20 protein-coding genes and 1 pseudogene are annotated in these 20793 nt (G+C 64.3%); 12 read left to right on the forward strand and 9 right to left on the reverse strand.

Features of this window, described 5'->3' with window-relative positions; translation table 11 throughout:
- Positions 1-118: 118 nt before the first annotated feature.
- The 8 genes from AX725_RS09645 (at position 119) to rimK (ending at position 6243) form a co-directional block, all read left to right on the forward strand.
- Positions 119-817 carry a S24 family peptidase gene (locus tag AX725_RS09645; protein WP_060980139.1) on the forward strand — a complete coding sequence of 233 codons (699 nt, stop codon included), beginning with the start codon at positions 119-121 and terminating at the stop codon, positions 815-817.
- Between the two features lie 140 nt (positions 818-957).
- Entirely contained in the window at positions 958-1119 is a 162-nt protein-coding gene (locus AX725_RS21705; protein WP_196490519.1) for a type II toxin-antitoxin system RelE family toxin, read from the forward strand.
- A gap of 54 nt (positions 1120-1173) precedes the next feature.
- The gene (locus AX725_RS09655) at positions 1174-1512 is read left to right on the forward strand and encodes a helix-turn-helix domain-containing protein (RefSeq protein ID WP_060980138.1); all 339 of its coding nucleotides are present in this window, start codon (positions 1174-1176) and stop codon (positions 1510-1512) included.
- Between the two features lie 37 nt (positions 1513-1549).
- Positions 1550-2227, forward strand: a complete 678-nt coding sequence (locus tag AX725_RS09660; protein ID WP_060980137.1) for an MBL fold metallo-hydrolase — start codon at positions 1550-1552, stop codon at positions 2225-2227.
- A gap of 93 nt (positions 2228-2320) precedes the next feature.
- Complete coding sequence (locus AX725_RS20520) at positions 2321-3196, forward strand: SRPBCC family protein (RefSeq protein WP_082730842.1); 876 nt, start codon at positions 2321-2323, stop codon at positions 3194-3196.
- 220 nt (positions 3197-3416) lie between these two features.
- Positions 3417-4772 carry an NADP-specific glutamate dehydrogenase gene (gene gdhA / locus AX725_RS09670; protein ID WP_060980136.1) on the forward strand — a complete coding sequence of 452 codons (1356 nt, stop codon included), beginning with the start codon at positions 3417-3419 and terminating at the stop codon, positions 4770-4772.
- A gap of 84 nt (positions 4773-4856) precedes the next feature.
- Positions 4857-5327, forward strand: coding sequence for an ATP-dependent zinc protease family protein (locus tag AX725_RS09675; RefSeq protein ID WP_060980135.1), 471 nt, complete (start codon positions 4857-4859; stop codon positions 5325-5327).
- A 10-nt stretch (positions 5328-5337) separates the two neighbouring features.
- Positions 5338-6243, forward strand: a complete 906-nt coding sequence (gene rimK / locus AX725_RS09680) for a 30S ribosomal protein S6--L-glutamate ligase (protein WP_060980134.1) — start codon at positions 5338-5340, stop codon at positions 6241-6243.
- 28 nt (positions 6244-6271) lie between these two features.
- On the opposite strand, the gene AX725_RS09685 is transcribed toward rimK, so the two are convergent.
- The 4 genes from AX725_RS09685 to AX725_RS09700 form a co-directional block, all read right to left on the reverse strand.
- Positions 6272-6802: an NUDIX hydrolase gene (locus AX725_RS09685; protein WP_060980166.1), complete on the reverse strand. Its 531-nt coding sequence runs from the start codon at positions 6800-6802 to the stop codon at positions 6272-6274.
- Positions 6803-6929: 127 nt separating this feature from the next.
- Positions 6930-7613 (reverse strand): TPM domain-containing protein, encoded by a 684-nt coding sequence (locus tag AX725_RS09690; protein ID WP_066043923.1) that lies wholly within the window; start codon positions 7611-7613, stop codon positions 6930-6932.
- Positions 7614-7619: 6 nt separating this feature from the next.
- On the reverse strand, positions 7620-8408 hold the full coding sequence (locus AX725_RS09695) for a TPM domain-containing protein (protein WP_155645791.1): 789 nt from the start codon (positions 8406-8408) through the stop codon (positions 7620-7622).
- Between the two features lie 50 nt (positions 8409-8458).
- On the reverse strand, positions 8459-9049 hold the full coding sequence (locus AX725_RS09700; RefSeq protein WP_066043925.1) for a LemA family protein: 591 nt from the start codon (positions 9047-9049) through the stop codon (positions 8459-8461).
- Positions 9050-9209: 160 nt separating this feature from the next.
- On the opposite strand from AX725_RS09700, the gene mscL reads away from it, so the two are divergent.
- Together mscL and AX725_RS20525 are read left to right on the forward strand one after the other, a co-directional pair.
- Positions 9210-9635 (forward strand): large conductance mechanosensitive channel protein MscL, encoded by a 426-nt coding sequence (mscL, locus tag AX725_RS09705; protein WP_066043928.1) that lies wholly within the window; start codon positions 9210-9212, stop codon positions 9633-9635.
- Positions 9636-9781: 146 nt separating this feature from the next.
- Positions 9782-10539 (forward strand): IS5 family transposase gene (locus tag AX725_RS20525; RefSeq protein ID WP_155645956.1). Its coding sequence is split into 2 segments (ribosomal slippage): positions 9782-10109 and positions 10109-10539, totalling 759 coding nucleotides; the frame shifts between segments, so codons are not numbered across the junction.
- Between the two features lie 76 nt (positions 10540-10615).
- Here the strand turns inward: AX725_RS20525 and AX725_RS09720 are convergent.
- The 3 genes from AX725_RS09720 to AX725_RS09730 all read right to left on the reverse strand — a co-directional run bounded on the left by AX725_RS09720 (position 10616) and on the right by AX725_RS09730 (position 15173).
- A complete protein-coding gene (locus AX725_RS09720) occupies positions 10616-11662 on the reverse strand; it encodes a tyrosine-protein phosphatase (RefSeq protein ID WP_060979338.1) in 1047 nt (348 codons plus the stop codon).
- 13 nt (positions 11663-11675) lie between these two features.
- Positions 11676-14348 carry a TonB-dependent receptor gene (locus AX725_RS09725; protein ID WP_060979337.1) on the reverse strand — a complete coding sequence of 891 codons (2673 nt, stop codon included), beginning with the start codon at positions 14346-14348 and terminating at the stop codon, positions 11676-11678.
- A gap of 147 nt (positions 14349-14495) precedes the next feature.
- A complete protein-coding gene (locus tag AX725_RS09730; RefSeq protein WP_208598011.1) occupies positions 14496-15173 on the reverse strand; it encodes an arylesterase in 678 nt (225 codons plus the stop codon).
- Between the two features lie 56 nt (positions 15174-15229).
- Here AX725_RS09730 and AX725_RS09735 point away from each other — a divergent pair, with 56 nt between their 5' ends.
- Complete coding sequence (locus tag AX725_RS09735; RefSeq protein ID WP_060979335.1) at positions 15230-15955, forward strand: ABC transporter ATP-binding protein; 726 nt, start codon at positions 15230-15232, stop codon at positions 15953-15955.
- Complete coding sequence (locus AX725_RS09740) at positions 15952-18483, forward strand: ABC transporter permease (protein ID WP_060979334.1); 2532 nt, start codon at positions 15952-15954, stop codon at positions 18481-18483. Before AX725_RS09735 ends, AX725_RS09740 begins: the two co-directional genes overlap by 4 nt.
- A gap of 76 nt (positions 18484-18559) precedes the next feature.
- Here the strand turns inward: AX725_RS09740 and bchJ are convergent.
- A pseudogene (gene bchJ, locus AX725_RS21505) lies at positions 18560-19114 on the reverse strand (bacteriochlorophyll 4-vinyl reductase); the annotation flags it as partial.
- Entirely contained in the window at positions 19092-20711 is a 1620-nt protein-coding gene (bchE, locus tag AX725_RS09745) for a magnesium-protoporphyrin IX monomethyl ester anaerobic oxidative cyclase (RefSeq protein WP_066114086.1), read from the reverse strand. The gene bchE and the pseudogene bchJ, both read right to left, overlap by 23 nt.
- Between the last annotated feature and the right edge of the window lie 82 nt (positions 20712-20793).

Consider the following 20793-nt stretch of genomic DNA (forward strand, 5'->3'; position numbering starts at 1 on the left):
CTTCGCGTCTCGATGCGGGCGACGACCCGCGGGATGTTCGTAGGAATATTCCTATAAGCGATTCGCAAGATGTAGGAAATATCCTTGAGAAATTCCTGCGCGATGCTATATGTCCATTATGGAACAGGATGTTCGCCAGACGCTGGAAAGGCTGATCGCGGCGCGGGGCGTAAGCTTTGCCGGGGTGTCGCAACTGCTCGGCAAGAATCCGGCCTATATCCAGCAGTTCATCAAGCGCGGTACGCCCAAAAGGCTCGATGAGCGCGACCGGCGCATCCTGGCGCAGTTCTTCGGTGTGAGCGAGACGCAGCTCGGTGCGCCCGACGACGAGGTGCAGACGAGGCCCGGCAGGGCAGGGCGCGTACCCGTGCGGGTCAGCCAGCCGCACCGGACTTTGCCCGCGCGCATGCGCCTGATCCCGCGCTTGGCGGTCGGCGCATCGGCCGGCCCCGGCGCGCTGGCGGACGATGAAGCCCCGGTCGCAGAGATTGCGTTCGACGAAGCGTGGCTGCGGCGGCTGGGTGCCGGGTCGGACGCGGTAACGATGATCCGCGTCGAGGGCGATTCGATGGCGCCGACGCTGAACGACGGCGACGACATCCTGGTCGCGATGCACGGCGGCACCGCCGCGCGCCGCCGCGACGGGATCCACGTGCTGCGCATGGACGATGCGCTGATCGTCAAGCGGCTCGCCTTTCGTCCCGACGGGCGGCTGTCGGTGACCTCGGACAACGCGCTTTACCCCAGCTATCCCGATGTCGCGCCGGAGAGCGTGCATATCGTGGGCCACGTGATCTGGGCAGGGCGGCGGGTTTAAACGATCCGTTATTGAATTTCTGTACGATTTGTTATAGATCGCTTTCGTGCGGCAGATCATCTACGCCCGGGATGCACTGAAGACGTTGCGGTCGATCGACAACGCGACGGCGAAACGCATTTAGGCAAAGGTTGCACAATATGCCGAAGATCCAGCGAGCCTCACCAATCAGGTCAAGCGGTTGCAGGGGCGAGGAGCGGCTCTGGCGTTTGAGGGTCGGCGATTGGCGCGTGATCTTCAACCAGGACATGGTTGTGGTTCATGTGGTGCGGGTCGCGTCGCGCGGCAGTGCTTATGATTGAGGTGCAGTGATGGGATATGAACCACAGCATTTTACCGCGCCCGACGGCACCAGGATGGTCGTGCTGACCGCCGCCGAGTTTGAGCGACTGCGCGAACTGGCCGAAGATGCCGAGGATGTCATCGCCGCTACCCTGCAACTGGAACGCATGCGCCAGGGCGAGCAGGGCGTTCCCGGTGAAGTCGTCGGTTTGATGCTCAACGATGGTTTGTCGCCGATCGCGGCCTGGCGCAAATTTCGCGGCCTCTCGCAGGCTGACCTCGCCGCCAAGTCAGGATGCAGCCAGGTCTGGCTGAGCAAGATCGAATCCGGCGCAGCACGCGGAACGGCCAAGCTGCGCCGGGCTATTGCCAAGGCGCTGGATGCGCCGCTCTGGTCTATCGAGGACGACTGACTTGCACCCTCCCGCCATCCTTGCCACATAGCCTTACATGACCGACGCATCCGCCAATCCCGCCCAGCCGCCGCTTCGTGCTGCGATCATTCCGGTGACGCCGTTGCAGCAGAACTGCACGCTGTTCTGGTGCACTGAGACGATGAAGGGCGCGCTGGTCGATCCCGGCGGCGATCTGCCCAAGCTCAAGGCCGCGGTGGCACAGGCGGGGGTAACGCTGGAAAAGCTGCTCGTGACGCATGGCCATATCGACCATTGCGGCGAGACCGGCACGCTCGCCAAGGAACTGGGCCTGCCGATCGAGGGGCCGCATGAGGAAGACCGGTTCTGGATCTCGCGGCTCGACGATGATGGCCGCAATTACGGGATCGCCGGATCGGTGTTCGAGCCCGATCGCTGGCTGAAGGACGGCGATACCGTCACCGTCGGCAATCTGGTGCTCGACGTGATCCATTGCCCCGGCCACACGCCGGGCCATGTCGTTTTCCACCACGCGCCTTCGAAGCTGGCGATCGTCGGCGATGTCCTGTTCCAGGGCTCGATCGGCCGCACCGACTTTCCGCGCGGCAATCACAAGGACCTGATCGATTCGATCACCCAGAAGCTCTGGCCGCTGGGCAATGACACCGTATTCGTGCCCGGCCATGGCCCGACCAGCAATTTCGGCTTCGAGCGCCAGCGCAACGGCTTTGTCGCCGATCACGTCCTGGCGTGATCCTGACAATCGGGTGAGGGGCTTGCCTATGCCCCCACTTGCCCCGGCGCGCTTTCGGCGGCATGGCTGTGCGGCTGATCGAGGGGATTTTCCATGCGCACCGCTTTTGCCGCACTCGCCGCCACGCTGGCCGTCGTCACGCCTGCCCGGGCCGAGATTGTTCAGCAGGCCGATAACGGCTTTGTCGTCCAGCACAGCGTCACCGTCTCCACCGATCCTGATGCCACCTTCGCCATGCTGCGGACACCCGCCAAATGGTGGGACAAGGATCACACATGGACCGGCAATGCCGAAAATCTGTACATGGATGCGCAGGCGGGCGGCTGTTTCTGTGAACTGATCCCCAATGAGGCGACGACCGAAAGCGGCGCACCGCAGCGGACGCTTCGCGGCAGCGTGCAGCACATGCAGATCCTCTATGTCGATCCGGGCAAGCTGCTGCGTCTTTCCGGCGGGCTGGGACCGTTACAGGGCGAAGCGGTGACCGGCGCGCTGACGTTCACGCTGGCGCCGGTCAAGGGTGGCACGCGCATCACGATGGATTATGTCGTCGGCGGCTATATGCGCATGAAGATGTCCGAGATCGCGCCCGCCGTGAACGGGGTGATGGTCGCCCAGCTCTCGCGGCTCGGCATGGCGCTGGGGCCGCTGGTCGGAGCGGGCGAGGCGAGCAAGCCGGCCGATGACAAGCCTGCCACTCTTCAGGAGGACTCTGTACCGGACGAGGACGCGCCCGCAACGGCGCGATCGCCGGGCGGTGTCAGCGCGCTCGTCACCGATCTCGGACCCGACGATAGCGTGTCCAGCGGGGAGGCGACTCCCCCCAAGCCTATCGAGAAGCCTGCGGCTGCCAAGCCGGCTGCGAAACCTGTCGTAGCGGACCCCGGCGCGCCCAAGCGCTACAAGCCCGGCACGCGTCCGCTGACGCGACCGGCGCGCGATGAGGATGAAGAGCAGGGCGGTCGCTGATCCCGGCAATGCTGCACCGCATGCGTGCAGCATGAGCGTCATCGCTCGAACGGCCATGCTGGCTGCGAGCCCCGGAATGCTGCCCCTTTCTGTGCGGATTAGCACTTTCGCAGCGCGGGTTTTGCGTTAGAGTTCGCGCAGCAATGCAGGCGAATCAGGAGAGTTCGCTGCATTGGGGCCGGGTCGCGCAGTTCGCAGCACCACCTCAAAGGGGGGACCTATGGCCGTATCCGATCACGTAGACTTGCCGACCTTCATGGAAGGCGTGAAGAAGCGCAACCCGCACCAGCCGGAGTTCGTCCAGGCGGTGCAGGAAGTCGCCGAAGACATTTTCGACTTCATGGCGGACAAGGAGCAATATCACGCGCAGCAGATCCTGCGCCGCATTGCCGAACCCGACCGTGTCGTCTCGTTCCGCGTCTGCTGGGAGGACGATAACGGCAATATCCGCGTGCAGCGCGGCTGGCGCGTGCAGAACAACAACGCCATCGGCCCGTACAAGGGCGGCATCCGCTTCCACCCCTCGGTCACCGAATCGGTGCTGAAATTCCTGGCCTTCGAACAGACCTTCAAGAACGCGCTGACCGGCCTGCCCATGGGCGGCGGCAAGGGCGGATCGAACTTCAACCCCAAGGGCAAGAGCACGCGCGAAATCATGCGCTTCTGCCAGAGCTTCATGACCGAGCTCTATCGCCATATCGGCGCGGATGTCGACGTGCCTGCCGGCGATATCGGCGTGGGGGGCCGCGAGATCGGGTACATGTTCGGCCAGTACAAGCGCATCACCAACCAGTTTACCGGTGTGCTCACCGGCAAGGGGCTGGAATGGGGCGGGTCGCTGATCCGCACCGAGGCGACCGGCTATGGTGCGGTCTATTTCCTCGCCAACATGCTCGCCACCAAGGGCCAGGACCTGGTCGGCAAGACGGCGGTCATCTCCGGCTCTGGCAATGTCGCCACGCACGCGGCGGAGAAGATCGTGCAGCTCGGCGGCAAGGTGCTCACCCTGTCCGATTCGGGCGGCTTCATCCATGATCCCGATGGCATCACCCAGGACAAGATCAACTGGGTGAAGGAACACAAGACGCACCGCCGGGGCCGGATCGAGGAATATGTCGAAGCCTTCCCCAATGCCACCTTCCATTCGGGCAAGACCCCCTGGGGCGTGCCCTGCGATGTCGCGCTGCCCTGCGCCACGCAGAACGAGCTGCTGGGCGAGGATGCCAAGACATTGGTCGCCAATGGCTGCATCGCGGTGTCCGAAGGCGCGAACATGCCGACCGATCTCGACGGCGTGCACACGTTCAAGGCGGCCAAGATCCTCTACGCGCCGGGCAAGGCTTCCAATGCCGGCGGCGTCGCGGTTTCGGGCCTCGAAATGAGCCAGAATTCCGAGCGTCGCGCGTGGAAGGAAGAGGAGCTGCAGCAGATGCTCAAGGACATCATGTCCGGCATCCATGACAGCTGCATCAAATATGGCGATCAGGGCGGCGGCTATATCGACTATGTGAAGGGCGCGAACATTGCGGGCTTCAAGAAGGTCGCCGATGCCATGCTCGCATTTGGCGTAGTCTGACGCCGTGAAGGGTGCGGCGGGCAGGACGAACTGCTCGCCGCAACCCTGTTGCATTCGTCGCCGCGCCTGTTAACGGGCGCGGCGATGGCCCGGTCTCTCCGCACCCCGAAAGCAGACCGGCAACCGATCGATATCGGCTGGGTCGAATGCGTCGACCTGCCCGACCTTGGCCTGTCGAAGATCAAGGCCAAGATCGATACCGGGGCAGCGACCTCTTCCATCCACGCAACCCGCGTCAAGCCGGTGATGATCGACGGCCAGCTGGTCGTCGAATTCTGGTTTCGCGCGCATCGCGGCGAGGCGGCACGCAAGTATCGCGCGCCCGGAGTGGAGCAGCGCAGCGTCAAGAGCTCGAACGGAGCGATCGAGCTGCGCTATGTCATCGAAACGACCATGGTCCTTGGTAGCGTGCGCTGGAAAGGGCACATGACCTTGGCCAACCGCAACACCATGAACTTCCCCATATTGATTGGCCGCCGGGCGCTGCGGCGCGGCTTTCGCGTCGACTGCCGACGCAAATGGACGCTCGGCCTGCCAGAGGAAACCGACAGATGAAGTGCCCCCAATGAAAATCGCGATGCTGGCGCGCAATCCCAATCTCTATTCGCATGTCCGCCTGTGCGAGGCGGCGCGCGAGCGGGGACACGAGGTCGACATCCTCAACACGCTGCGGGTGACGCTCAACGTCACCTCGCACCGGCCCGGCGCGCAATATCATGGCGAACCGATCGGCAAATATGACGCGGTGATCCCGCGCATCGGGGCGTCGATCACGCAATATGGCCTGGCGGTGCTGCGCCAGTTCGAGATGATGGGCGTGTGGTCGCTGAACGAGAGCGTCGCCATCGGCCGCTCGCGCGACAAGCTGCGTTCGATGCAGATTTTTGCCAAGCATGGCCTGGGCCTGCCCGTCACCGCCTTTGCGCATGACCCGAAGCAGACCGACGAGGTGCTCAAGATCGTCGGCGGTGCGCCCGTCGTCATCAAGCTGCTCGAAGGCACGCAGGGCATCGGCGTCGTGCTGGGCGAGACCGAGAAATCGGCCAAGTCGGTCATCGAGGCGTTTCGCGGCGCGAACGTCAATATCCTGGTGCAGGAGTTCATCAAGGAAGCCGATGGCAGCGACATCCGCATCTTCGTGATCGGCGGCAAGGTCGTCGCATCGATGATGCGCACCGGGGCGAAGGGCGATTTCCGGTCGAACCTGCACCGCGGCGGCAGCGCCAGGGCGATCAAGATCACCCCCGAGGAACGCTCGACTGCCGTGCGCGCGGCCAAGGTCATGGGTCTCAATGTCGCGGGCGTCGATATCCTGCGCTCCAATCACGGCCCGGTGATCATGGAGGTTAACAGCTCGCCGGGGCTGGAGGGGATCGAGAATGCCACCGGCAAGGATATTGCGGGCATGATCATCGATTTCCTCGCCGCCAATTGCCGCGAGGGCAAGACCAAGACCAAGGGCAAAGGGTAAGCCGCGATCGGGCTGACCGGAGCGCCGGTCAGCCCAGCATCTTCGCGCCGAGCAACAGCAGCAGCTTCACGTCGATGCCGCAGCCTTCGCTGCGCTTTGCGGCGATGAAGGTATCCAGCTCTGCCAGTGGCACGACGTGGACGCTGATCTCCTCGCCCGCGACGCCGCCGCCTGCATGCACCCGTTCCAGATCGTGTGCGCGCATCAGGTGAAAGCATTCGCTGACCATGCCGGGCGAAGAGAAGAATTCGCCGAGATTCTCGATCCGGCCAGCGCGAAAGCCCGTTTCCTCCTCGAGTTCGCGCGCGGCTGCGAGTTCGGGGGTCTCGCCGCTTTGCTCGTCGCCGATCAGCCCGGCGGGCAGTTCCAGGCAGTTGCGCCCCAGCGGAACGCGGAACTGTTCGACCAGCACCACCGCGCCGTTGTACACTGCGAGGATCACCGCCGCGCCAATCCCGCGGCTGCGCGAGACATATTCCCATGTCCCGCGGCGTTTGGTGGTGATGAACCGGCCCTGCCAGACGGTTTCTTCGGGTTCGCTCATGGCGGGGTGGGTCATGATGGTCTTGGTCCTGTTATCGTCATTCCCGGCAAAGCGGGAATCCCGCTGGTTGTGCGATGCCAGCGGAAAAGCGGGACCCCCGCGTTCGCGGGGGTGACGGGGGATGGGGAGGGGCGAGAGGCCCTCAAAGCTCGATCAGCCGGTCGGGCAGCTCATTCGGATTGTCATCGCTCTTGGGGAAATGCTCGGCCAGCACTTTGCCGACATCGCGCACCGCCGCCGCCATGCCATCGCCCGCGCGGCCCGCACGCAGTTCGGTGATCATGTCGGCCATGGCCTCGCCCCAGACATCGGGGCTGACCTTGGCAGCGATCGCGCTGTCGGCGACGATCTCCGCGCGGTGCTCGGCCATCGAGAGATAGATCAGCACGCCAGTCAGCCCGCGCGTGCGCTTCTCCGCGCTCACCCGGAACAGGTTGACCGCGCGGGCGCGCACCCGCGCATGTTTCACCGCCGATGGCGTCAGCGCCAAGCGCAGCGGCTTCCATGCCACGATCAGGTGCACGGCGCCGAACTTGGCAGCAAGCAGCAACATCACCAGCGTCAGATATTCGCTGGGCGTATAGACATGCTGCCATCCGCCGGTGGCGAAGCTCAGCAGCCCTTCGAACCATTCGGGAAAGACCGCGACACAGGCCAGCGCGAGGAACATCGCCGCGACCGCCCAATAGATCGGCGTTTCGCGATAGTCATCCGAATGCTGGGCGATCACGGTGACGATCTCGCCATCGGTCTGCTTCTCGGCCTCCGCCACAGCGGCCGTGACGATGCAGTGCTCGTCGGGGCTCACGCTTTCAACTTTTGCCATGATGCCTCACCATCCGCCCGAGGAGCCGCCGCCGCCGAAGCTGCCGCCGCCGCCACCGAAACCGCCGCCGCCACCCCAGGATGAGCCGGAAGAACTGCCCCAGGACGATCCCGAGGACGCGCCCCAGGTCGTGATGCCGCCGATGCCGGAGCTGCGATAGGGCCGGCCCTTGCCGCGCGCGGCGTGGATCATCGGGATGACGAAGAAGAAGAAAATGATGATCAGCCAGAAGATGAACAGTCCGATGCCGTCGCCGTCATCGGCCTTGCGCGATTCCTCCTCGACCTTGGCGGCATAGGCGCGCGCTTCCTCTTCGGGCAGGGTCAGCTGGGTGATGATCGCATCGGTGCCCGCCGCGATACCGCCGGGCATGTCCTTGTCGCGGAAACGCGGCAATATGTCCTGCTGGATGATGATGCTCGACAGCGCATCGGTCAGCACGCCTTCCAGGCCATAGCCGACCTCGATCCGCACCTTGCGCTCGTTGGGAGCGACGATCAGCAGCGCGCCATTGTCCTTTTCGAGCGATCCCTTCTCGGCCTGGCCGATGCCCCATTTGCGGCCGAGCTGATAACCATATTCCTCGATCTCGTACCCCTGCAGATCGGGCAGGGTGACCACGACCAGCTGGCGTGTCGACTGCTTTTCCAGCGCCTCCAGCTTGGCGCTAAGCGATGCCTCCTGCGCGGGATCGAGCAGATTGGCATTGTCGACCACCCGGCCGGTGAGCTTGGGGAAGGTTTGCGCGGTGGCGGCGCTGTGCGCGGCGGCGACCAGCAGCAGCGTTACCGCCAGCCACTGGCCGAGCCATGCTCTCAGGCCACCCGCAGAGGCGGGCGCACGGCTCACTGGCCGAAATCGACCTTGGGCGCTTCCTCGGCACCCTGGGTGGTCGCCTTGAACGGCACCATGGGCTTGGCGCCGTGGATCAGGTTCGCGCCGATCGAATCGGGGAAGGTGCGGATGGTGGTGTTATATTCGCGCACCGCCTCGTTATAGTCGCGCCGCGCGACCGATATGCGGTTCTCGGTGCCCTCGAGCTGGCTCATCAGCGTGGTGAAATTCTGCTGGCTCTGCAGCTGCGGATAAGCCTCGACCACCGTGCGCAGCTGGCCCAGTGCCTGGGTCAGCTGGTTCTGGGCCTGGCTGAACTTCTCGAAGGTTTCGGGGTCCGAAAGATCCTCGGTCGTCACGTTGATCGCTGTCGCCTTGGCGCGCGCTTCGGTCACCTGGGTCAGGATCTTTTCTTCGGATGCAGCGCCAGCGCGAACCGTCGCGACCAGGTTCGGCACCAGGTCGGCGCGGCGCTGATACTGGTTTTCCACATCGGCCCATTTCGCCTTGGCGTTCTCTTCCGCCGTGGGGACCGAGTTGATGCCGCACGCGGTAAGCGACAGCGCTGCCAGCAGGGGCAGGGCATAACGGGTGATACGCATAGTCAGTAATTCCCTCCGGTTGATAACGCGCGACCGTTATATCGTGTTAATACGGCAAAGCTGCAAGACCATGTTTTACACGCCCCACTTGCAAGCCACTCGACATCTCCACGTCACTGGCGATTATAGGGGCATCTGCAGGCATAAAAAGGGGAAAGACGTGCTTCAGGAATTCAAGGCGTTCATCGCGCGCGGCAATGTGCTCGATCTGGCGGTCGCGGTGATCATCGGTGCGGCCTTTGCGACGATCACCACCTCGCTGACCGAGGACATCATCATGCCGGTGGTCGGCGCGATCTTTGGCGGCGCGGATTTTTCCAGCTATTTCATCATGCTGGGTCCGGTGCCTGAGACCTATACCGGATCGCTGAACGACTATGCCGCGCTCAAGAAGGCGGGCGTGCCGCTGTTCGGCTATGGCCAGTTCATCACCGTGATCATCAATTTCGTGATCCTGGCGTTCATCATCTTCCTGATCGTGCGGACGGCGAACAAGCTGTTCAAAAAGCCCGAGGAGCCCGCCGCGCCGACCGGTCCGAGCGAGGTGGAACTGCTCGCGGAAATCCGGGACTTGCTGAAGAAGTGAGCGATCATAAGAACATATTGCGCTGAACACCTCTCCCTTGATGGGAGAGGCAGCGAGACTTGGTGGCTTGCCACCTAGGGTCAGGACCTATTAACCGCTTGCGCGCGGCGTGAACGGTTGATTCAATATGGCAGGAGGTAGCTGCCATGGCTGATTTGCTGATGTTGAGCGATGCGCAGATGCGCCGGATTGAGAAGTATTTCCCGCTGTCGCACGGCATTCCGCGAGTTGACGATCGGCGGATATTGAGCGGGATCCTGTTCGTCATCCGCAACGGGCTTCGCTGGCGTGATGCGCCGAAGGACTATGGGCCGCACAAGACGATCTATAACCGCTTCATTCGGTGGAGTCGGCTAGGGGTATTCAACCGTATCTTCGTCGAACTGGCCAAGGATGGCGATGGCGTTCTGATGATAGACGCCACCCATCTCAAGGCGCATCGCACGGCAGCCAGTCTGCTTAAAAAGGGGCTCTACCCCGATGTATCGGGCGCAGCCGGGGCGGGCTGACCACCAAGCTTCACGTCGTTTGTGATGGGCGGGGGCGCCCTCTTCGGCTCCATCTCACCGAGGGCCAGCGTAGCGATCACAAAGGCGCTGAGGCGTTGATGCCGCATCTGCCGAACGCTCGTGTGCTCATCGCCGACAAGGCATACGCCTCACGCTGGATGCACCAATCGCTCGATCAACGCGCAATCACCGCCTGCATCCCGGCCCAGCGACGCCGGCGGCATCTGCCCGAATATGATCCGGTCACATACCGCCAGCGGCATCGCATCGAAAACATGTTTGCCAAACTCAAGGACTGGCGACGTATCCACACACGCTACGACCGTTGTGCAGACGTCTTCCTCGCCGCCATCACGTTCGCAGCTATTTTCATCTTCTGGATCAATGAGTCCTGACCCTAGTCGCAGCAGAGAGGGGCACGAGTAACGCAGGCCCCTCTCCCAACCCTCTCCCCTGAAGGGGAGAGGGCTATTACTCCAGATAGAGCCCCTGCAGCCGCGCCATATCGACTTTGGTCACCCCGATCGTCGCCAGATAGCCCTCAACCCCGCCATAATCGCGGTCGAGCACCTCGAAGAACTGCGCCAGGTGCGACTTGCCCGACGCGGAATAGAGCGGTTCGGCCTTGACCCCTCCGGGCTTTTTTGCGGCGGCGGCATAATATTGCACGATCGGATTGGTCGGATAATCCGCCGGATCGAGCGGCGGCATCTCGTTCTGCGGTCGGCGCAGCTGGGTCGAAAGGTGATAGTCCGCGAGAATCGTCTCGCGGTCGACGCCGAGTGCGCTGAGGATCAGCGCCGAAGCAATGCCGGTGCGGTCCTGTCCGGCCGAGCAGTGATACATGACTGCCCCATCATCGGCGAGCAGCCGCTTGAACAAGGAGCGGTATTGCGGGGCGAGCAGTTTTTCCATGCCGGTATAGACATATTCGCCCTTCATGCTGCCCATGTTCGCCATCAGCGGTTTCAGCGAATAATCGTTGGAGACGAAAAGCGCGCCGGTGCGGTCGTCGAGCTGGGTTGCAGCGACCTCGCGCTCCTCGAGCGAGCGCAGGTCAACGATGGTGCCGATATTCAGCCCGCCGAGCAGCGCATAATCCTCATCGGTGAGCAGAGGCAGCGCACCCGAGCGGAAGATCTTGCCCCAGCGCACGGTCTTTCCGCCCGCCGCCTTGTAGCCGCCGAGATCGCGGAAATTCGATCCCTTGGCGAGCGGCAGTTCGCGCTCGGCGGTCAGCGTCAGCGAGGCATCGCCGCCATCGCGCAGCACCAGGAACTGGCGCTTGGCTGACGGCATGGCGACGATCGCCTCACCCTTGCGATTGGCCTTGACCACCGGAACGGCAGCGCCGGCGGCGACCGGGGTGTCGGTGACGATGATGTCGACCGGATCGCTGTCGGTCCAGGTCACCTTGACCTTGTCGGCATCGATGCGGCTGACCGTCACGCTATCGATGGCGAGGGCAGGCGCGGCGCTGGCGAACAGCGCGAGGGCGAAAGCGGTCTTGAGGCGCATACAGTCTCTCCTGTCAAAAGCCGAAGCGGATGCCGGCAAGGTAGCGCCTGCCGATCTGTTCCACCTCGGTCGGGCGGCCCTTGTTGCCAAGGAAGGCGGTATATTTGGCGTCGGTCAAGTTGTTGAGATCGGCAAACAGGCTGATGTTCGGCGTGATGTCATAGCGGATGGCGACATCGACATTGGTGTAGCCGCCGCGAAACTCGTCGCCGGTCACGGTGCCGCCGGTGCCGATCGACAGCGTTTCCAGATAGTCGCTGCGCCACTGATAGCTCGCACGGACCGAAAGCCCGTATTTCTCGTAATAGAGCGAGGCGTTGACGATCGTGTCCGAGGTTCCGGGGAAGCCGATATTGCGGCGCTGGTCGGTATCGAAGCTGCCCTCGATCAGCGTCAGGTTGCCCTGGAAGCCGAAACCGTCGAGCGGCGAGGGCAGGAAGGTGAACTGCTGCTGATAGTTGAACTCGACCCCGTAAAGCTCGCCCGAATTGCCGTTGAAGCTCGAGGTCAGCAGATAGCGCGAGCGATCGACGCCGTTGCTGTTGAACGCGTCCGACCCCACGATCTGCGTGTTCGAAAACAGCACGTTGTCGACCCAGCGGTGGAAGCCCGACACCGCGATGATGCCCTGGCCCGGAATGTAATATTCGAGGCTCGCATCGACGCCCCAGGTATATTCGGGACGAAGATCGGGGTTGCCGCCAGCGATTGTGCCGGGGCTGTTCGTGTCATTGATCGCAGAGCCCACGCGGATTTCGCCGAAGCTGGGCCGCGCGATGCCGCGCTGTCCGGCGACGCGGAAGACGAGATTGTCGGTGACATCGAAGCGCGCATTCACGCTCGGGAAGATGTCGGTATAGTCCTGCGGTGCCGAGAGCGGCACCAGTGTGCCGTTGGCGAGCCGCGCCTGGCCCTGGTTCTGCAGCCGGAAATGCTCGACGCGCGCACCGGCGATCACCTGGCCGCCGTCGAACACCCATTTGGCCATGCCATAGGCGGTCAGCGTCTTCTCGTTCAGTTGAAAGCGGTTTTCCGCAGGAACGTTGTTGGCGGGGTTGAACCGGCCCTGGCGCTGGAGCGTCGCGAAGATAGTGTCGAGATCGGCGCGCATCCGCGTGTTGTCGACATAGTTGAAAGTGATCCCGAGCGGGAAGCCGGTATCCCAGGGGGTGTTGGTGATATAGCTGGCAGGGTTGAAGCTGAGCCCCGTGCCCGCCAGCGCCTGGGGCGAGAGCAGCACCGCGTTCGAGGTCGCGAAGATGAACCCGCCGATATCGCGATCGGCATAGAGCAGCCCGCCGGTCAGCGTCACATCGCCCAGTTCCTTGGCGACATCGAGCTTCACGGTATAGCTGTCGGTGAACACGTCCTGCACGATCGGGATGACCAAGGCGGGAGAGGTGTTGGCGTTGATCAGCGTGGTCTGGTCGAAATTCGCCAGCGCCGGGCCGCGCACGAAGCTGCCCGCCGTCGCCCCGGGCACGGTCTGGAACAGCTGCACGATCGGCAGGTTCGGGCGGCTGAAATCATAGCGTACCGAAGGCGAGGTCGCGGTGGCGGTGCTCGCCTGGACCAAGGGCAGATAGGTTGTGTTCTCGGTACGGGTATAATTGGCAGCGAAATTCACCTTCCAGCCATTTTCCTCGTAATCGCCGCCGATGGTGTTGATGAAATTGCGCGTGCGATAGTTGCCGAGGTTGAACGAGCCGCGGATCGGCACGCGAACAAGATCGCCGCCCGAAAGGTTGCGCGTGCCCGACAGCGCGCGGTCGAGCCGGATCTCGTACTGGTCGCGCTGCTCGTCGTCCTTGAACTCGGTATAGATGGTCCTGGCATAGAGCTTCTGGCCTTCCTGCGGCGAATATTCCAACGCGGCGAACAGGCCGTTATTCTCGCGGAAAAGGCGATACTGGCGGATGTCGATCTCGGTCGGGCCGAACTGGGTATCGGTAGGGCCGCTCGGTTCGTCATAGAGGCCGACCTCACGGTTGTCGGTCACCTGCTCGCGGCGGTAATGCGATGCGCCTGCGACGACGCCGAACGTGCCGTCGCTGTACGAGACGCGCAGCGAACCCTGGCGCTGGTCGCCTTCGCCGAGCTCCATGAAGCCGTAGCCGACATCGCCCTGGACATGGAAACCGGTCTTGCCCTCGAGCGGCGAAAAGGTGCGGAGGTCAATATTGGCGACGATCGCCTCGGCCTGGATATTGGGGGTGAGCGACTTGTTGATCGCCAGCGCGCTCAGGATGACCGCTGGGACCGCGTCGAAGCGATAGGCGCGGGTGAGGCCGCCTTCGTCTGCACCGATCATCGGCACGCCGTCGATGCTGACCGAAGTCCAGCGGTTGGGCGCGCCGCGCACCTGGATATAACGTTCCTGGCCCTGGTCACGCTGCACCGCGACGGCGGGCAGGCGCGAGAGCGCGGCGGCGCTGTTCTGGTCGGGGAAGCGGCCGACCGAGTCCGCTGCCGAGATGTCTATCAGATTGTCGGCATTGCGCTTTTGCGCGATCGATTCCCCCTGCGCGGTGATGATCGCGCCCTGGACGATGATCTCGCCATTGCCGTCCTTATCGTCCGCGGCAGCTTCCTGCGCCATCGCGGGCATGCCGGTGGCTGCTGCGGCCAAGGCCATGAGCGAGATCGATGTGCGCAGCAGCGCGGTGGCAGATGTTTTCAGAATCATGGCGCAACCCCCGTTGGTGTTCGGGGGCGCAGCTAGGGACGCGCGATGACGCCGCCATGGCGTCTTGATGACAAAATGGTCGATCTTCGGTTACGATATGACTTGCTATCGTAATCAAGATGTCGCGTCTTTGTCGCCAAAACGGGTTCAGCTCTGCAACCTGCTCGCAACCATATCGTCTATCCCGTTGACCACCTTGGCAATTCCCTTCGGATTGGGGTGAATGCCATCGGGCAGCATCAATGCCTTGTCGGTGATCACGCCGTCGAGGAAAAAGGGATATAATCCCGCATCATATTGTTTGGCGAGCGCGGGATAGATCGGGTTGAACTTGCTCGCATAATCCTGGCCCAGATTGGGCGCGGCGATCATGCCGGTGAGTACGACCGGAATGTCGCGCTTCTTCAGTTCGTCGAGAATCGCTTTCAGATTGCTCTGGGTCTGCTCCGGGCTGATCCCACGCAGCATGTCGTTGCCGCCCAGGCCCAGGATGACGAGATCGGGCTTGCGCGGCAGGCCGTCGAGCGCGAAGGCGAGGCGCTGCAGCCCCGCTGCCGTGGTGTCGCCCGACACCCCGGCATTGTGCACCTGGACGTTCAGGCCCCTGGCGGACAGTGCCTTTTCGAGCTGCGCGGGGAAGCTCTCGTCCTGCTTTACGTTATAACCGGCATAGAGGCTGTCGCCGAACGCCATGACCAGCCGGGTGTCGGCGTTGAGCGGATTGCGGCCGGGCTGTTCGGCACCGGTTTCCTGGCCCTTTTCGACCGGCGGCTTGGTCGCTTCGTCCGACGGCTGCGTGCAGGCCGCAGTGCAATGGACAAGCAATAAAGCCGCCCCATATAGAATGCTGTTCCGTCCCAAAGCGAAAGCCCTTTCATTTCATGCACGATACGCTCACGCGGCCGCATATTGCCCCCCATATTGCTATTGCAGCCCGCAATGTCACCCTTGTCCTCGGCGAAGCGGGGCATGAAACGCAGATTTTGAAGGGCATCGATCTGGAAATTCCGCTGGGCCAGTCGGTCGCGCTGCTCGGACCTTCGGGATCGGGCAAGTCGTCGCTGATGGCGATCCTGTCCGGCCTGGAACGCGCGAGCAGCGGCGAGGTGCGCGTCGCCGGCCTCGATTTCGGGCCGATGGACGAGGACGGCCTGGCGCGCGCGCGGCGCGGGCGCATCGGCATCGTGCTCCAGGCCTTCCACCTGCTGCCGACGATGACCGCGCTCGAGAATGTCGCGGTGCCGCTCGAGCTGGCCGGGATTGCCGATCCGTTCGGTACGGCGCAGCGCGAGCTGGAGGCGGTCGGGCTCGGCCACCGCGTGACGCATTATCCCAGCCAGCTTTCAGGCGGCGAGCAGCAGCGCGTCGCCATTGCGCGCGCGATGGCACCGGGGCCGGAGATCATCTTTGCCGACGAGCCCACGGGCAATCTCGACGGCGCGACCGGCGAGGCGATCATCGACCTGCTGTTCAGCCGCCAGCGCGCGAGCGGCGCGACGCTGCTGATCATCACCCACGATCCCTCGCTCGCAACGCATTGCGACCGCGTGATCGAGATGCGCGACGGTCTGATCGTCGCGGACCGGGCTGGCGGCGCTGGCGCATGACCTGGGCGCAGATCTGGCGCATTGCGCGGCGTGACCTATCCGGGCGGTTCCGCGGGCTTCGCCTGCTCATCATCTGCCTGTTCCTTGGCGTCGCGACATTGGCGACGATCGGCAGCCTCACCGCGTCGATCACCGGCGAGCTGTCGCAGCGCGGCCAGGTGATCCTGGGCGGCGATTTCGAGGTGACGATGTCGCAGCGCCTCGCGAGCGAGGCCGAGCTCGCCGCGTTCGAGCGCGAGGGCCTGCTGTCCGAAACCGTACGCATGCAGGCGATGGCGCAGCGCACTGCGCCGCGCGCGAGCGGCAGCGGCCCCGATGCGATCCTCGCCGAACTGAAGGGCGTCGATTACGATTACCCACTTTATGGCACGATGACGCTGCAATCGGGCAAATACGCGCCGCTCGACCCCGCCAGCACAGTGATCGGGGCAGGGCTGGCCGACCGGCTGGACCTCAAGCGCGGTGACAAAATCCGCTTTGGCGACGCCGAGTTCACTATCACGGGCATCATCGCGGATGAGCCCGACCGACTGGGCGAGGGCTTCACGCTCGGCCCGGTCGCGCTCGTCTCCGATCTCGGCATCCAGCGCACCGGGCTGATCCAGCCGGGCAGCATGTACGAGGCGAAATATCGCGTGAAGGTCGGCCCGCTCGCCGACCCGGCGCAATCGATCGCGCGGTTGAAGGCGGAATTCCCCGAAGCCGGGCTCGAGCTGCGCGACCGCGATCGCGGCGCACCGGGCACTGCGCGCTTCATCGAGCGCATGGGCCAGTTCCTGTCGCTGGTGGGGCTGGCCGCGCTGGTGATTGCCGGGATCGGCGTCGGCAACGGCGTCGCCTCGTATCTTGCCACCAAGCGCCAGGGCATCGCGACGCTCAAGATCCTGGGCGCCGGTTCCGGCGACATCTTGCGGATTTACCTCGTGCAGATTCTCGCGGTGTCGGCGCTCGCGATTCTCGGCGGGCTGATCGCAGGCGCACTGATCCCCCCTGCCATCATCGCGGCGGCGGGCGATGTGCTGCCGGTCAAGCCGGGATTTGCCATCTATCCGCGACCGCTGGCGGTGAGCGCGGCCTATGGCCTGCTGATCGCGTTCATTTTCGCGCTGCCGCCGCTGGCGCGCGCGCGGCATGTGCCGGCGGCGGGGCTGTTCCGATCGCTGATCGAGGGCAACCGCTGGCCGGACCGCGCGACGCTGATCGCGGTCGGCATCGGCATTGCGGGCATCGTCACGCTGGCGCTGGTGACAGCGCGCGAGGCGGTGTTCTCGGCCTGGTTCATGGCGGCGGCAACGGGCGTGCTGCTGATGCTCGCAGGAATCGGCTGGGCGATCCGCTGGACCGCCTCGCGCCTGCCGCGGCCCAAGGCGCCGCTGCTGCGCCTTGCGCTCGCCAACCTGCACCGCCCGGGCGCACAGACCGGGCAGCTGGTGGTGGCGCTCGGGCTGGGGCTGACGCTGTTCGTGATCCTGGCGGGCATCCAGACCAGCCTGACCAACGAGATTACCCGGACGGTGCCGAAAGAAGCGCCCAATCTGTTCGTGCTCGACGTGCCGGTGGCGCGCGAGGCCGAATTTCGCCGCACGGTCGAGCAGGCCGCGCCGGGCGCGGCGATCAACGCGGTGCCCTCGCTGCGCGGCACGGTGACCGGTTACAAGAACATCCGCGTCGCCGACCTCAAGGACATTCCCGAAAACGCCTGGGTGCTGCGCGGCGAGCGGGGGCTCACCTATGCCGAAACGCTGCCAGAGGGGAGCGAACTGATCGAAGGCAAATGGTGGCCGAAAGGCTATGAAGGCCCGCCGTTGGTTTCGATCGACCGCGAGATGGCCAATGTGCTCGACCTCAAGGTTGGCGACAGCCTGACCGTCAGCCTGTTGGGGCGCGAGTTCACCGCCAGAATCGCCTCGCTGCGCCAGATCAACTGGGACACGATGGGCTTCAACTATGTGATGGTGTTCAGCCCCAACACATTGCGCGATGCACCGCACAACCTGGCCGCGACGGTCTCGCTCAAGGGCATGGCCGATGCCGACGTAAAGGAGCGCGCGGTGAGCAAGGCGGTGCTCGCCGGGTTCGCCTCGAGCTCGGTGATCGAGGTGCGGGATGTCATCGGCCAGGTGACCACGATCCTGACGCAGATCGCGACGGCCATCGCTGCTGCGGGGTCGATCGCGATCCTCTCCGGCATCGCGGTGCTGATCGGCGCGATCGCGGCCAGCCGTCAGGCGCGCATCTATGACAGCGTGATCCTGAAGACGCTGGGCGCGACGCGGCGGCAGATATTGTCGGCCCAGGCGCTCGAATATGGCCTGCTCGCCGCGCTGCTCGCGCTGGTCGCGCTGGCGCTGGGGCTGACGGCGGCCTGGTATGTCATCACCCAGATTTTCAGCTTCAACTGGGCACCCGACTGGCCGGTGGTGATGCTGACGCTGGCGGGCGGGGCACTGCTGACGCTGGGGCTGGGGATTGCCGGATCGCTCCCCGTGCTGGCGGCAAGGCCCGCGCGGGCGCTGCGCCAGCTTTGAGCGGGGCGATATGGTAATGCCAGCGGCACGGGTAGCGCGGATCGGGCGCGGTGCCGGTGCAGCCTGATCGCGCGCGCACCAGCCGCGAATAGAGCCGCGCGAAAACGTGCGCATACCATAGGAACAGCGTGTCGGGCGGCTCGGTCGCATCGCCCGAGCGAGACCGGTCGATGGTGAAATGCCAGGGCCCGGTGACGGTGAACGCGCCTGCGCCCACGAACGTCCAGGCATGGCGCTCGATTGCGCGCATCAGCAGCCGCGCGGCGAGCGGGGCGGGGAGCCAGCGCAAGGCCATCGCGGCAAGGCGCGGGATGCGGTTGGCGATGATATAGTCCGCCGTGCCGACAGCCGCCGCCACCGCGATGTCATTCGCTTCGGCTGGATGCAGCATCGCCAGCGCGTGGTGCAGTCGCAGCGCCTGGCCCTCGCAGATCATCGCCTCGCCCGAGGGCAGGGCATCGATCCCCGCGACCTCGAGGACCTCGCGCGCCGCGTCTGCGCCAATCGTGCCCTCCATCGCCCATGCCATTTGCAGGACGGCATTGGGGCCGATCAGCGCGCCCGTGTGCGCCTGCACACTGCCAGCGCGCGAGGGAGCGGCAGCCACCTCACTCGCCCTTCGGTGCTGCACTCAACTCGATGCGATCGCGCGCGCGCTCCTTCATTTGCGCGCGGACGGCGGCGCGGCGTTCCCCGGCGCGCGCGGCGCGATCCGCCGCCGTTTCCCAATCGGACGCCGCCTGCTCGACCGCGATGCGCTTCTCGTCGAAGTGGAAGTCGACGCTCTTGGCCGTCTGCGGCCCCCAATAGCCGGCCTTGCCGAGATCATAGAAGGTGCGGCGGAAGCCTGCGCGCAGAAAGGCATAGAGGCAGCCCAGCAGATAGCGCCGCCGGAAGCCGGTGCCGCGCCAGGGATAATGGAACAGGGCCTTGCGCATGTAGAAGCGGCGGTAATTGGCCATCACCCGGTCGAGCAGCTCGCCGCGCTCCATCGCCGCGGGCTTCATGATCGGCGTCACGAAATTGTACTTGCTGAAATCATGGACCTCGACCTTGTCCTTCAGCTCCTCGAACAGCGGGGTGAACGGCCAGGGCGTGTACATCGACCAGTTGGCAAGGTCCGGCTGCCAGTCCCAGGCCATGCGCCAGCTTTCCTCGAGCGTCTCGGCGGTCTCGCTTTCCAGCCCCACGATGAACTGCGCCTCGACGAAGATATCGGCCTCGCGCAACAGGCGGATCGCGGTCTTGTTCTCCTCGACCTTGGTTTCCTTGTTGAACAGGTCGAGCCGCATCTGCGCCGCCGCCTCGGTGCCGAGGCTCACATGCACCAGCCCCGCTGAGCGATAGAATTTGAGCAATTCCTTGTCGCGATAGATATCGGTGACGCGGGTGTTGATGCCCCATTTCACCTTGTCCGGCAGGCCGCGATCGATCAGCTCCTGGCAGAACTCGATGAATTTCTTGCGGTTGATCGTCGGCTCCTCGTCGGCGAGGATGAAGAAGCCGACGCCGTGCTTCTCGTGCAGCTCCTCGATCTCGTCGACGACCTTCTTGGGATCGCGCACGCGGTAATCGCGCCAGAATTTCCATTGCGAACAGAAGCTGCAGGTGAACGGACAGCCGCGCGCCAGATTGGGGATGGCAACGCGCGTGCCGAGCGGAATGTACGTGTACTGCTTCCAGTCGAGAATGTCCCAGTCGGGCTTGAGGCTGTCCATATCCTTGATCGTCTCGGCCGCCTTGGTTGCGACGATCGCGTCGCCCTCCCGGTACGCGAGGCCCGCGATATTGGCGCGCTCATCGAGATAGCGCCCGCGCTGGATCGCGCCGAACAGCTCGACCGCGATATTCTCGCCCTCGCCGCGGACGATGACATCGATATGCGGCGCTTCGACCAGAACCTGCTTGTACATGAAGGTCGCATGCACCCCGCCCAGCACGCGCACCGCGTGCGGCACGGTGAGCGCGGCGATCTCCAGCACACGCTCGGCGGCATAGATGCTGGGCGTGATCGCGGTGGTGCCGACAATATCGGGCTGCAGCGCCGCCATGCGCGCGGCGAGATCGTCGTCCGACACCCCCTCGGTCATCGCGTCGATGAAATGGATGTCGTCAAACCCCGCGCGCCGCAGCGGCCCGGTGAGATAGGCCACCCAGGCGGGAGGCCAGGTCCCCGCAATCTCCGCCCCGCCCGAACGATAATTGGGATGCACGAACAGGATACGCATGGGGCCCTCCGAGACTCGGGGGCGGCATGCCCCGTACTATCAGAGGATGCGGGGGCGGGGCGGAGATTGCGGGGACCTGGCC

The sequence above is a fragment of the Blastomonas sp. CCH9-A1 genome (assembly GCF_001557175.1).
Classification (GTDB): domain Bacteria; phylum Pseudomonadota; class Alphaproteobacteria; order Sphingomonadales; family Sphingomonadaceae; genus Blastomonas; species Blastomonas delafieldii_A.